This is a genomic window from Streptomyces filamentosus (assembly GCF_014654895.1).
Classification (GTDB): Bacteria; Actinomycetota; Actinomycetes; order Streptomycetales; family Streptomycetaceae; genus Streptomyces; species Streptomyces filamentosus.
Genome location: NZ_BNBE01000002.1, coordinates 1,714,582 through 1,728,174 on the forward strand (window position 1 = coordinate 1,714,582; position 13,593 = coordinate 1,728,174).

Sequence of the window (13,593 nt, forward strand, 5' to 3'; positions counted from 1 at the left end):
TCGCCATGCTGGGGCGCCGCGTCCACGTCACCGGGCCGGCCCGGCTCAAGCTCGGGGCCGAGCTGAAGAAGGCGTACACCGCGGGGGCCTCCATCCGCACCCTCGCGCACGGCTGCGGGCGCAGTTACGGGTTCGTCCACCGCCTGCTCACCGAGGCCGGCACCACCCTGCGCACCCGCGGCGGGGACACCCGCCGCCACGCCGCACGCTGACGGCAGGGCGGCAGGGAACGGCCGCGGGCCGGCCGGTTCGCGCCCGCGCTCTGCCCGGCGGGCTCTACGGTGCACCGGTGAGCACCATGATGCCGCCGGCCGGCGGCGAACTGCCCTCCGTACAGCTGCCGGTGGTCGACGAGGTCCTGGCCGCGGCCCTGACCGCGCAGGGCGCCGGCGGCGTGCGGGCGCTGGGTCTGCTCCGGGACGCGCGCCGGGTCCTGGCCGGCACCTACCTGGAGCGGCCGGCGGAGGTCGCGGAGTCGTGCCTGCGCGGTGCGGCGGACGCCCTGCTGAGCCTGCCGGGCGCTCCGGACGCGGTGGGCCTGAAGTCCGCGGCGAAGGACCTGCTGGCCGCGGTCGACACCCTCCCCGACCCGCCGGCCGCCGCCGTGCCCCCGGTCGGTGAGCCCGCCGCCGGCGGCCCGCCCGAGGGTTCACCGGCGGCCGAGCGGGCCGCGGACACATCCGCCGGCATGGGCCGCCTGCGGGTGGCCGCCGAGGTGCTGCGCGGGCAGCTGACGCGCCCGGGCGGCTTCCACCGGGCGCGGGCGGCGGGGATCGCCGAGCGGCTGATGGGCGTGGCGCTGGGCAGCTACCACGAGCAGGCCCTTGCCGGGTGGGGCGAGGTGTACGCCAGGACGTCGGGCACGCTGCACGGCGGCGAGGCCGACCTGGCCGCCGCGGCCGGTGTCTACCGGGAGGTCCTGCTGCTGGCGCGGGAGTTGCTGGTGCCGCTGCACGGCCGCGCCGCCCGGGTCCTGGAGCTGGCCGCCCTGACGCAGCCGGGCGCGGACGAGGCGGCCGAGCTCGCCCGCTGGGCGGACCCGCGCGCCGAGGCGTACTTCTTCGGCTCCGCCCCGGCCGCGGCGTGGCTGGGGGCCCTTGAGGAGCACGCGCCGCACCTGCTGCTCGCCGACGAGAGCGCCGGCGTCTGGCCGGCGGCCCCGTTCCTGGAGCACCTGGCCGCCGCCGCCCCCGAGACCGCGGGCCGGTGGCTGGCGGGGCACGCCGCCGAGCTCGCCCCGGCCGGCCCGCACGTGCTGGGCGCGCTGCTGCGCCTGGCCGACGCCGGCGCCCTCCCCCCGGCCGGGGTGCGCCGGCTGCTCCCGCACGTCCTGGCCCCGGCCCGGCCCGGACAGCCGGCCGAGGACGCGGACGTGCCGCGCCGGCTCATGGCCTGCTGGGCGGGCACCCTCCCGCTGCCCGTCCGGGACAGGGACTGGGTCCTGGTCGCCGAGGAGCTGCTGAAGGACGCCGTCGACCTCACCCACGCCGGCCACCGGGCCTACCGGGACGAGCGCCGGCGCGCGCACGCCGAGCGCCGGCCGCTACCCGAGCTGACCGAGGTCCTGACGCGGGAGTGGGCGACCCGCCTGCCCGAACACGACATCACGGGCCTGCTGCGGGAGCTGGTGGTGACCGTCCACGCCGACGCCGGCGGTGAGTCGTTCCGGTGGGCCCGCCCGGTCCGCGGCGCGCTGGCGGGCCTGCTGCGCCGCGACCTCGAGACGCCGGGCCGGCTCCCCTGGTCGGAGTTCGTCGACCTGGACGAGGTCCGCGTCCTTGACGCCACGCTCTTCCTGGGCCCGGTCCTGGACATGGGCCCGCTGCTGGCCCGCGCGGTCCTCGACCTCGCCGCGGCGGACGCCGCGGCCGGCCTGCCGCTCGCCGACCGCCTGCGGGCGTGGACGAGGATCGCGGCTGCGGACGCAGCAGTGCACGACCGGGTGCTCGCCGCCCACCTGGCCGCGCACCCGCCGCCCCCCGACGCCGGGGACGAGGGGGCGGGGCAGTGGTGGGACCTGGCGGTCGAGGCCACGGTGCGGCTGCTGGCCGGCTCCCCGACGCCGGAAGGCGCCCGCCTGGTCGACCTCGTGCTCACCACCTGCCCGCCCGAGCGCGCCGCCGACCTTCACCGGCGGGCCCGTCAGGCGCTCTCCGCGCCCGCGGCCGCCGAGGGGGAGCAGGTCCTGCCCGCCGGCGCCGAGCGGGCCGGGGCCTGGTCCCCGGTCCTGCCCGCGCCCCTGCTGGCCGACTTCGGTCCGCTGCCGGCCGCGCTGCCACGGGCCCGGCCGGGCGGGCCGCCCGACCCCCGGTGTGCCGCCCGCCCCCGGTCGCGTCATCACACCGCCCTCGAACTGGAGGACCTGCGGGACCTGGCCGCCGCGGCCGGCCCGCTCGCGGCCGCGGCCGCCCTGGCCGGCGCCCCGGACGCGGGCGCCGCCGGCTACGCGATCGTGCTGCAGCGCCTGGTGGCGGCCGACCCGGCCGCCTGGACCGCCGACGTCCCCGCCGTACTCACCGCCCTGAACGACGGGGCGGAGCTCGGCGCGTTCTACCTCGCCGCCGCCGCGGCCGCTGCGCGCCGTCCCGGGGCCTTCCCCGCCGGCCCGGCCCAAGCCGTGCTCGCCGCGCTCACGCTCAGCCGCACCCTGCCCGCCCCCGCCGACCCGCACATCCCCGACGCGGGCGAGTACGCCGGCCGGGCGTGGTCCGGCCTGCTGACCTTCGTGTGGCGCACCGGCGGCGACCTCGGCGGTCACCTCCCGACGGTCCTGGACCGGCTCCTCACCCTCGCCGAACCCCTCACCCGCCCTGCCGCCCCGGTGGTGGCCGGCGATCCGGAAACCCCCGCCGACCGACCGGCCGGCCGCACGGCCGGGGAGGAACAGGAGCTGCCCGCGGGACTGCTGGAGTCCCACCCGGCGGTGCGCGCGCTGGACTGCCTCCTCGACTACGCCGCCTCCCATGCCTCCCGGGACGGCCAGATGCCCGGCGACGTCCTGGACCTGGTCGCCGCCGTCCTGACCGCCCGCGGCGGCGACCAGGCGGTCGCCGGCGTGCTCGGCGCACACCTTCCCCTCCTGCACCGGCGCGCCACCGCCTTCACCGCCGCCCACCCCGAGGTGTACGCGCTCGCCCCCGGCCGCCCTTCGCCGGCCGCCGCGTGGCTGCACGAAGGCCGCCACGATCCGCTGCTGCTCACCGCCCTGGACTGCGGCCAGCTCCTGGCCGTCCTGCGCGAGGAACCGTCCGGCGGCGCGGCGTTCCGCGTGGTGCACGCGCTGCTGACCGGCCAGGCCGACCTGCTCGGCGACCCCACGGCCGCCTGGCGTGAGCTGGCCGCCGGCCCGGGCGGCGCCGAGGCCGCCTCCGGCTTCCTCGGGTACCTCGCCCTCTTCACCTCGATGAGCCCGGCCGACCGGACCGCGGCGGACACCGAACAGGTGTGGTGGACCGCCGCCCTGGAGGCCGGCCTGCCGCCCGGCGCGCTCGCGGGCGCCGGCGACTTCGCCGCGGCGCTGCCGGACGAGGTATGGCTGCCCCTGGCCCGGCGCAGCGCCGCCCACACCCCGGCCCAGAAGGACGCCGACCGGATCGCCGAACGCGCCGCTGCCCACCCCCGTGAGCCCGATGCCCTGCTCCTGGCCACGCACCTGCTTGCCCGCCCCGGCGCCCCGGAGTACGACGCCGACGTCCGCCAGCACGCTCGGGCCCTGCTCCAGGCCGCCGCAGCGCTGCCCGAAGCCGAGCGCCCCGCCGAGGCGGAACAACTGCGCCGGGCCCTGGTCGAAGCCGGTGAGGTGGACCTCGCCCAGACGCCAGCGACCGGATGATTACACCGGTGATTCGTCTCATCGAAGTTCGACCACTGGTTCAGACAGTGTCGTCTTCGATGGCGCTGGGGTTTCCGTTTGGGGCGAGATCGGCGTCGGGGTCGCGGAGGCTGCAGGAGAGATAATGTCAGGTGATCTTGACTAATTGGACAGCACAGCCACGTCGTCCTGGAAGAATCCCGGCATGGCACGCACCCCCCGACCGCGACCGGCGGACCAAGCGCAGGTCCGCCTCACCCCACAAGACCTTGAGAAGCTCAAGGCCGTAGTGCTCGACGCGAACGCCTACGGCCACGCGCGGCCCGACCTCGACCAACTCGGCCGCTGGGCTCAGCGCCTCGCTGGTATGGGAGTCGAGACTTGGGTGCCTGAACCCGTCGCCTGGGAATGGGCGGAACACCTGGCGAGCGACTGGCAGGTTCTGAAGGGCGCGGCCCGCAACGAACGAAAGCGTCTGCAGAGTGCGGGCCTCGATATACCGGCGCCGGCCGGATACGCCACTCGCGACGACGTGATCACAGCGGTGCTGGAAAACCTCGCCAAGATCCCTAACGTGAAGATCATCAAGCTCACCGGCCGCAGCGCGATCGAGGGGTTGAAGGACCAGGTTCTCCTCCGCCCCCCAGCGAAGCGAAAAGGAGCGAAAGACCCCGCCGAGGCCATCAAGACGGGCGCGAGCGACAGCGCCTGGCTTCGCGACATCCTCGAACTCGCTGACCCAGACGAGGTCCTCATCGTCACCAGCGACGGTGACGTCCGCGCAGCGTTTGAGGCATGGAAGAAGCCCGTACCCAATCTGCGGAAGTTGGAGGAACTGCGCCCGACGCTCTTCGATCTCAGCGTGGACGACGGGCACGCGCGCTCTGCGATCATCCGCTACCTGACCGCTCGTCTTCCCGCCGATCAGCAGGACGAAGATGCGCTCGACATCGGCCGCATCGTGGGACTGGAAGCGGCCTTCACCCGCAAGTTGGAGGAGGAAGACACCGGCCTCAGCCCCAGCAGCTACGGTGCCTCCGTGACCGGCCTCGTCGCCCTGGCCGGCATCGGGGTCGTCCACGTAGAAGCGGGCGAGAGCGCAAAGCAGGCGCTACCCGACCGGAGGCGCGAACCCACCGACCCCGGCACCGTGAATCGGGAGACCGCCGACGCGATGGTGTTCTTCCTGGCGACCGGCGAGGCAACCATCCAGAGGCTGCTGCACGGCGGCGACCCTGAAGTTGCGGTCGTTCCGATCAGCAACGTACTGGTGCGCGCCAACCTTACGTTCCAGTTCGCTGACGGGGTCATCGTCTCAATGTCGGCCGACACCGACGCCACCGCCATACTCCTTGAGCGTGCTTTCGACGAGAGCGACGAAGCGGAGACTGATCTCATCGACGCCCTGAACACCGTCCCCGGCATCGTGCTGGAAGACGGAGTTCTCGGGGACCGGCAGCGGTTCGGCATACCGGGAACGAGCGCTCACGTCGTCATCGACGTGACTCGTGACGGCGAGGACTGGACCGCGGAGATCAACCTCTGGCACGGCAACGACGAGGAGGATCTTGTCGGCACGATCGGCGTGGAGTGCGAGTACAACGCGGACACCTGGTGGGGCGGCAGCAGGGACGGCTTCCAGGGACCCGACGCCTACCCCATAGCCGTGTACGGCGATGAACTGCACGAACGCCATGGCATCTGGTCTCTCCCGGCATGGCTGATCGAGCACATCACCTGGCCTAGATTCCCAGCGCTCGCCGCGGAGATGCAGCCAGCAACGGCAGAGGACGAACCCACCGACACCTGAGCCAGTGGACGGCTGTCACCGTACTGGCGTCCACCCCACTGCAAGTCGCGATCGAGAGACCTCATAGTGGTCGCCAAACTTCGTGGAGACTGCTCAAACTTCGGTGAGACGGAACAACCGGGCAGCAGCGTCTCCGCGCCCGCGCCGGTGCTCGTGTGGTGTCCCCCTGCTGTCCCGGACGGCGGGCGTCACACCCAGTGTCACGCACCACGCATGAAGGCCCTGAACACCAGCAGAACTCGCCTGCAGCGCCGGAGGAAACGGGCGTCGGCTGAACCATCGGCAGAGGCTGTGCCCCACGTCGCCGGCTGCCGCGGTGAGCACGGCCGGCTCTCAAGACGGGGGAAGGAACGGATCGGTGCATGCCGAGCAGCTGGGCGCGGCACCACCGGATGCCCACCTGCCCCACCCGCAGGACGCCGGGCCGGACTCGGCCCCGCGCCCAGCTGGCTGGGCACGCCGGCCGTTTCCCGGAGGGCGAGGAGCGGACAGGGGGCGGCGGCGCCCCGGGGCCTACGACGCCGCTGCGTCCCGCTCCGCCCGCTTGTCCCGGAGCCACTTGCGCGGGTTGATCCCCTCCGGGCGCTCGCTCTCCCACCGGACCTCGTCCGCGGCCTGCTCCGCCTGGACGACCGCGTGCTCGGTCGCCAGGCGGGCATAGCCGAGGGCCTTGCCCACGGTCGACAGGACGGCGGCGGCGAACCGCGGGTCACTCCGGTCCGCGGCCGCCACAGCGAACGCGGCCGGGAACGCCATCTCCGCCCGGGAGTTGGCCATCTCCCACTCGACATGCCCGATCCCGTCCACCGCGACCGTCCCGGGGACGAGAAGGGTCGCGAAGGCGCGGACCTCCCGGTACAGGGCGGTGCTGTCGGGGTTGTCGCGGTCGAGGTGATCCTCCTCGCCGACGCGCACGTGGACCTCGTAGCCGGCCCACGTGAAGCGGGCGGTGCGCTGCGAGGTGAGCCTCACATCGGCGAGCTGGGCGGCGATCTTGTACGGCTCGGACTGCCGCAGGCCGGGGTATGCCGCGGCGAGCGCGGCCAGGGTCTGGTCGAGAGGACTGGGCGAGCTGGGCGGGACGGTCTCTTCGGGCATGGCGGCCTTCCTGGCTACGACGGGGTGGGTACGCGTCCAGGCCGCACACGGTGGCCGGTGCGTTCGCCTGGTGACGCCGTCCCCGCTCAAGCGGGAAGCAGAAGAGCAGTGCTCCTAGCGGGAGCCATTCCCGCGTACGCGGGGCAGAAAGGGCCGGGGCTGCCCGGCTCGGCACCAGGATGCCAGGTCCGCACCGCTCGTGAAGCCCCTTCTTCCACACGCAGGCGCCGCCTCCAACCGGGCTCGGTCGGGGCGGCGCGGTCGGGATCCGGGCTGACGATGCCCCTGCGGCGCGCCTGGTCTCAGCGGCCGAGCCAGTGCCGCTCGAGGACCATGTCGCCTCCCGTGTAGCGGTGCCACAGCTGGGGGCCGACGCCGGGCCAGGCGGGCAGGCCGGGCGCGGGCAGCGGCGGCCGGCCGGACCGCTCGGCGTCGTGGGCCAGCAGCCGGACGAAGCCGGCCCGGTACTCCTCGTTGCCGCGGTGCCCGCGTTCGACGTCGGCGAGGATCTGCCGCAGCGGGTGGGTGCGTACCTCGATCCGGCCGCGGTGGGTGGTGTGCTGGTGGTGGGTGAGGATCTCGACCCAGGACCAGGCGTCCAGCCCGCGCGCGAGCGCCAAGCGGTCGATGCGGTCGGCCAGGGGCCCGCCCCGGTCGGTCCAGGCCGCGTACAGGCGCACCGAGCCGTCGGGCTGGGGCACGTCGGTGCGCACCAGCGTCTCGGGCCCGGCCGCGGCGAGCGCGCCGGCCACGACGGCCTGTTCGACCGGGCCGCGGCCCCCGGTGGGCGCGAGAGCGGGCCGCGCGGTCGGGGGCGGGGCCGTGAGGACCGGCACGGGCAACTCCAGCGGCGGGCGGGCAGGACTCCGCCCCTTCAACGAGGGGCCGGCCGCCCGGTTACGGCCCCGGTACGGACACGCCGCCCAGCCCCGGCAGGTCCGGCGTCTCGGAGTGGACCATGGCGGGGGCGCGCGGCCCGGCGCGCGCGCCCTGTCGGGCCGGCCCGGCCGGCCGTAGCGTCGTGACGAGCCCGCGCGGTCGGCCGCGTGGGCTCGGGGCGTGAGGAAAGGGGCGGGCGTGAAGCGACGGAGCGTACTGGTGGCGGGAGTTGCCCTCGGAGCCGGTGTGGCCACCGGGCCGGTTCCGGCGTGGGCGGCCGCGGAGCCGGGACTGTCCGCCGGTGACGTCGCCGCGGCCCGCCGGCTGTTCGCCGCCGGCGCCTACACGCGGCTCGGCGAGGTGCTGCCGCTGCTCCAGGCCGCCGCGCGCAGCACCGAGCAGGGCCCGGCGGGCGCCGCCCGCGCGGCCGGGGTGTGGGTGCTCGCCTCCCAGCTCGCCGTCAAGCAGGGCCGCACCGGCCCCGCCGGCGCCTTCGCGGAGCAGGCCGGCGCCGCGGCCCGCCGCTCCGGCGATCCGGTGGTGCTCGCCGCCGCGGCCCGGGCGGCCGCGACCCCGCTGCGCCGCACCGGCCGCACGGACGAGGCCCTGCTCCTGCTCGCCGAGGCGCGCGCCCACCTGCTGTCCGGCGCCCGGGCCACGGCCGCCGACCTGGAGGAGGCGGGCCTGGCGGCGCTCACCGCCGCCTACACCGCCGCCCAGGCCCACCGGCCCGCCCCCGCCCGCGACTTCGCCGCCCAGGCCGAGGAGGACACCCTCCGCCTCGCCCGCCACCCGCACACCCCCGGCCGCCCCCGGGAGCTGACCGCCGGCCAGTGCGCCCTCTACGGGATCGGGATCCACCGCCACCTCGGCGACATCGACACCGCCCTCGCCCACGCCCGCCAGCTACGCCCCGACCGTCTGCCCACCGCCGAACGCCGCGCCCGCGCCGCCACCGACACCGCCCGCACCCTGCTCGACGCCGGCGACGCGGCCGGCGCCTTCACCCAGCTCCGCCTGGTCAAGGCCGCCGCCCCGCTGGAGGCCCGCCGGCCCGCGGTCCGCGCGCTGACCGCACACGTCGCCAGGCTGCGCCCCGGACTGCCGGGCCTGGGCGACTTCGTGGCCCGCACCGTGGTGTCCCCTGGGTGACCGTGACCTGCGAGGGGAGCCGCCGATGCCCCGGCTGCCGGTCCCACGCCGCCCGCCCGCGAGGTGTTGCGGTGCTGGCAACCCCCACGGCTTGTTACGGGTGTTGGCTGTTCCCGGCAGGAGCGCCGGGGTCCGCTGGCGTTGATACTGCGGGCCGCTGTGCCCCGCCCCTGAGGGTGGCGCCTCGCGGGCTGCTACTCGTCCTGCGGCGCATCCGAGCCGGTGTTCTCCCGGCTTCTCCACTCCGTTCGAGTGTTCCTCCGGGCAGGGCCGAGCCTGTGTTGTCCTCTGACGGCGTTCTCGCCGCACGGTTACGGGCTGCCGGTCACAGATGTCGGAAGCGTGGGGTGGCCGACCACGGCAACGAACTCCCCAGGCCGCAGGAAGCCTGCCGAGCAGGTGTCTAGGCTGTGGGGGTGTCTGCTCACGTCCATGCCTTGGCCCACAAACCGCTGACAGTCTTAGCGGTCGCTGACTTCATCGGCTACCCATCCGAACCACAGGTCCCTGAGGAAGCCGTCGAGGAAGTGGTGGAGCGGCGGGGATGGAGCTGGGCGGACGACCTCGTCTGTGAATCCCTGCTCACTGATCACGGCCACGTACTGTTCAGCGAGCATCACGTGCCCTTCGGGTTCCCTGGCACACGCCACTTTCTGGTCTTCGGCGAGGTCTACCCCGTCGACAAGGACGACGACGAGATGGCCAATGGTCCGTGGCTGTTCCCCATCTTGGACGACTGGCAGAAGCAGCCGGGCTGGACCGGGAAACGACCGGCCACGGTGGAGGACTGCGAGGGCGTCCTGACGCGCGCCGCTCAGGCCGTGACCGTATGCCTGGGGTCCACCCCGGAACGCACGATCGTGTCGGACGCTGCCGTCGTGACCGGTCCCGCCATGACCCACCGGATCTGGCGCACCCCCTCCCATGCCCTTGTCCTCGGACCCCACGCCGACAACGGCCCCTACGGCTACCTCACCCACCTCCAGTTGTCCCTCACACCGCTGGCCTGCGCACCGGACCTGCCGCCGGCACACGACACCGACGCCTTGAACCGCTGGATTACCGACCACGTCGACTGGTGACCCCGCCGCTGACGGCAGAGCCGGTTACTGGACCTCTCCCGGCCCGTCGGCGACGCATGCCTTGCCGACACGCCCACGGCTGGACGGGGCGGGCTTCACCACGGCGGTGACTTCCCGGGCGGCCCCGGGAACCGTGCCTCCCACGGTGACAGGGGAGGTGGAGCAGGCGGCCCGTCCGTGGCACGTGCGAAAGGGGCACGGACGGGCTCCGCTTCCGATCACCCATCACCCCTGACCGGCCGCCCGGGCGACCGCCGACAGGCCGCACCACAGACCGCTGATATCCATCAGCCGGCCGTGTTGGCATGGCGATCGTCCGGGCGCGCTCCAGCAGTCCGTGACCGCCAGGCCGAGGCCGTCAACGTCACACCTCCGGCTCCGACGGCTTCTCGGCGCGGGCCGCGCAGATCTCGATGACCTCTAGCTGGTGATCTCCGGAAAGCTGGTCGAAGAACTGGGCGTCGCCGTAGGCGGCCTGCTTGGCCTCCAGGGCCTGATCGGCAGAGGCTGCAACGAACCCCACCCACGCCGCACTACACCAGGGCGTCGTGCTCGCCGCGAAGACATGGGCACGCCCGTGATCGAAGCACCACGCGTGAAGGTCTGCCGGGCTGCTGCTCATGGTCTCAACCCCTGGATGTGGGAATCGGAATCGCCGACAGGCGGTCTGAAAGAGCAGTCTGCCAGCAGGTAAGGTTTTCGGGCACCGGCCACCGCCCACCGGCCGCCCCCTTAAACGGGCGGAACGCAGTCGCGACTTCGCGGTCAGATCGTGCGCGGGAACATCTGCTCACCAGGCAACGGCGCGGCGCCGACATCGCGGTACGTGGAACTGCAGGGAAGGTCAGGCGGCCGGGCGGGGCTCCCGGCCGAGCCGATGCAGGGTGCGGCAGTGCAGGTCGCTCTCGACGCCGATACCCAGGCCGGCGAAGAGCGACAGGTCTTGCTTTTGCAGCGCGACCGCCGCACGCGCGGCATCCTCCTTGCCTGGGTAGATCCACAGGCTGACCCGCCCGGTATCCGCGTGCCCCGCCACGTCCACGAAGAAGCGCCGCTCCCGGTCGGTCTTGAGCGTGAACCGGACCGCCAACTCGAAGGGCTTGGGAGCCCTGCCGTGAAGCAGGAGCAGAACATGGCTGTGATCAGGCGCGACCTTCCACCGGGCATCGATGGTGGTGCCGGTGGACTGGACGCCTGAGGCGAAGTCCAGGCAGGCCTCTGTGTATGCCTCGTCCAGCCCTTCGACAGCGTTCCGGCCCACTGGCTGCATCAGCATCAGCTCCGGCCCCACACGCACAGTGAGAGGGAAAGCCTCGGCCTCGGTGATCACGGTCATAGACAGATCGTAGGCCGCCGCCGGAGGAGCGCCCCTCCCCCCGCACCTGCTGAGGCCGGTACCTGCACGGAGTTCGGCAGTACGCGAGCGCAGACGACAACCCCCGGGCAGCCGAGCGACTCCGACGGCGGCAAAGACCACTGCGGACGGCCAGGGCTAGGTACGGACGGCGCAGACATGTGAGCGGGCGGCGCACGCCGAAGCCAGCGCGCCGGAGCGAAGACCGGCACCAGGGGGCGTCCGGAAGCGCGAAGCTCCCGCCTCTAGGCCTGTACGGCGCCGCGCAGCTTACGGAAAACCCTGCGTTGTCGGTGCCTGGGAGCACAATGAGGAGAAGTCACCCTTCTGGAGCAACTGGAGCAGGATGGACCGACGCCTCATCCAGACCGCGGTCTTCGGCAACCCCGACTCTGACGAGCCGGCCTTGTGCCCCGAAACCCCCGAGGAGCTGGAAGCCTTCCGCCGTGAGCACGCCGGCGTCACCATCTGGTGCGGGACCCAGTTCGAAGGCGGCTGCGGCCGGCAGCTGACGACCCGCCTGTGTACCGACAAAATCTGCCACTTCGCCCATTACGGCAGCGGCGGCACGGGCGGTCCCTGCGGCCGAAAGGACCGCGGCAAGGACGACGCCAACCACCTCTTCGCCAAGGCCCATGTCAAGTCGTGGCTGCGGACCCAGGGCATCGAGGCCGAGTTCACCTTCCCGGAGCCCCTGGGATCCGCCGTCATGGTGCATCTTCCCGATGGGCGGACGATCCTCGTCCACCTCGACCGGAACCAGCCCGTCACCTGGGACCCGGCCACGTGGGAGACCATCCTGGGCCCCGGCGTCCGAGACACTCACGCCCTCATCCAGCGCGGCTACCTCCACCGGGTGCGCTTCGTCGACCGCCCCGGCGGCGGCCGCGTCATGCAGTTCGGCACCGAACTCCACGGCCGGGGAACGGAACACTGGGACGCCCTGGACGACATCGTCCTGACCCCCGCCAGCCTCGTCTCCAGGACCAGGCCCGCCCCCGTCCGCGCACCGGCTCCCGCACCGCGGCCGGCGGACGCGCCGACAGACCGGGAGATCGTCACCATCACCCGGGGCACCTCTCGCGACCCCCGGCGCACCGACCCCGCCCACGAACTGCTGCGCCACCTCGACATCGACCACGACAGCCCCAGGAAGATCAAGGACGCCATCGAGGCGATCCCGCGTCTTCTGGAGACGGACCTCCATCCGGACGACGCCAACCGGCTGCGGGTCGCCCTTCCCAAATGCCTGCGGCGGCTGGAGGCGAACGCGCAGCGCCGGCAGAAGGCGGTGCAGCAGCTACGTGAGAACCCGACGGAGGCCCTGTACTACGAGGCCGTCAGGCTGCTGGAGGACGACCCCGAGGCTCCGCAGGAGGAGAAGGACGTCGTCGCCGCCCACACCGCCCGCATCGAACAAGCACGTGCCGTGAAGGAAGCCGCCCGGCGTGCCGCACAGGAACGTGCCCGGGAGGAAAAACGCCGGGCAGAGCAAGAGCGACGTGACGCGTGGCTCCAGGAGATGATTGACAGACAGGAAGCCTGGGAACGACAGCTGGCCGCCAGGAAGGCCCTCGTTGCCCAGCGCGTGGCCCAGGCCGCAGAACAGCGACACCAGCAGGACCGGCAAGCGCATGCCGGCAAGGTCGCACCGCTCGCCCCGGCCGTCCGCGGAGCCTTGAAGAAGGCCGCCCGCGAGCACCGCGTCACCACCTGGCCCGAACTCCGCGACAAGACCGGTATCCGCCAGCTCGGCCAGCTCAACCACGGCGACAAGGTCGAGCTCCTCGCCCTGGTGGAGGCCGACACCACCCCTGAAACCCCCCTCCTGTCCACCCTCCTCGTCACCGACGACGACAGCGCCTCCATCAACCTCCACCGCGACATCTCACGGCTCCTGGGCCGCCCCCTGCCCTCCAGCGACACCGACCTCCTCGAGCAACTCGCCCACGACCGCACCCAGCTTCACAACCAGCGGTGAACACAGCAGGAGGCCAGGCCGCCTGACCTGACTGGTGCGCTCTCCCCTGCGCCCCCACACCTCGGTACGGGGGCGCAGCACGCTCCGGGTGGCTACCGGACGGGCTCGCCTTCGAGTTCTGATCCGCGCAGAGGTCCCGACCGTCCGGCACGCGTGGCGGGTCCTGGCTACTCTCGCGGAGAGGTGTTGTGAGCCGATTGACCGTCGCTCCCCGTGCCGCCTTCGCCCGTACCCTCGCCATCCCCCCGGCGAGGGCACGGGCGACGGCGGCACGGAGCAATGCCCCGGTGGGGGGTGAATCCTTGGCGGCTCGTCTCGACCGACGGCGGCGCGCTCGCCCCGCTTCCCCGCCGGACCCCAGCCCGTGCTCACCGCCATCATCGGCAGCGAGTCCGGGCCGATGGACCCACCATCACCGCGCACGGC

The 13,593-nt window shown here is 73.5% G+C and carries 10 protein-coding genes; 6 read left to right on the forward strand and 4 right to left on the reverse strand.

Features of this window, described 5'->3' with window-relative positions; genetic code table 11:
• Positions 1–5 precede the first annotated feature (5 nt).
• From IE326_RS26675 to IE326_RS26685, 3 genes are all read left to right on the forward strand, one after another.
• Entirely contained in the window at positions 6–212 is a 207-nt protein-coding gene (locus tag IE326_RS26675; RefSeq protein WP_043386804.1) for a helix-turn-helix domain-containing protein, read from the forward strand.
• Between the two features lie 86 nt (positions 213–298).
• Positions 299–3,832, forward strand: coding sequence for a hypothetical protein (locus tag IE326_RS41045; protein ID WP_229915702.1), 3,534 nt, complete (start codon positions 299–301; stop codon positions 3,830–3,832).
• A gap of 184 nt (positions 3,833–4,016) precedes the next feature.
• Positions 4,017–5,621 carry a hypothetical protein gene (locus tag IE326_RS26685; protein WP_190043313.1) on the forward strand — a complete coding sequence of 535 codons (1,605 nt, stop codon included), beginning with the start codon at positions 4,017–4,019 and terminating at the stop codon, positions 5,619–5,621.
• Positions 5,622–6,134: 513 nt separating this feature from the next.
• Here IE326_RS26685 and IE326_RS26690 read toward each other — a convergent pair.
• Positions 6,135–6,719, reverse strand: coding sequence for a hypothetical protein (locus IE326_RS26690; RefSeq protein ID WP_190043314.1), 585 nt, complete (start codon positions 6,717–6,719; stop codon positions 6,135–6,137).
• 302 nt (positions 6,720–7,021) lie between these two features.
• A complete protein-coding gene (locus IE326_RS26695) occupies positions 7,022–7,555 on the reverse strand; it encodes a hypothetical protein (protein WP_190043315.1) in 534 nt (177 codons plus the stop codon).
• A gap of 241 nt (positions 7,556–7,796) precedes the next feature.
• Between IE326_RS26695 and IE326_RS26700 the strand changes: the two genes are divergently transcribed.
• Both IE326_RS26700 and IE326_RS41050 read left to right on the forward strand, forming a co-directional pair.
• Positions 7,797–8,750 (forward strand): transcriptional regulator, encoded by a 954-nt coding sequence (locus IE326_RS26700; protein WP_190043316.1) that lies wholly within the window; start codon positions 7,797–7,799, stop codon positions 8,748–8,750.
• Between the two features lie 416 nt (positions 8,751–9,166).
• Entirely contained in the window at positions 9,167–9,832 is a 666-nt protein-coding gene (locus IE326_RS41050) for a hypothetical protein (protein ID WP_229915648.1), read from the forward strand.
• Between the two features lie 364 nt (positions 9,833–10,196).
• Here the strand turns inward: IE326_RS41050 and IE326_RS26710 are convergent, their stop codons facing one another.
• Positions 10,197–10,454 carry a hypothetical protein gene (locus tag IE326_RS26710; protein ID WP_190043317.1) on the reverse strand — a complete coding sequence of 86 codons (258 nt, stop codon included), beginning with the start codon at positions 10,452–10,454 and terminating at the stop codon, positions 10,197–10,199.
• 222 nt (positions 10,455–10,676) lie between these two features.
• Entirely contained in the window at positions 10,677–11,168 is a 492-nt protein-coding gene (locus tag IE326_RS26715; RefSeq protein ID WP_190043318.1) for a hypothetical protein, read from the reverse strand.
• Between the two features lie 364 nt (positions 11,169–11,532).
• On the opposite strand from IE326_RS26715, the gene IE326_RS26720 reads away from it, so the two are divergent.
• Positions 11,533–13,167: a hypothetical protein gene (locus IE326_RS26720; RefSeq protein WP_190043319.1), complete on the forward strand. Its 1,635-nt coding sequence runs from the start codon at positions 11,533–11,535 to the stop codon at positions 13,165–13,167.
• Positions 13,168–13,593 lie beyond the last annotated feature (426 nt).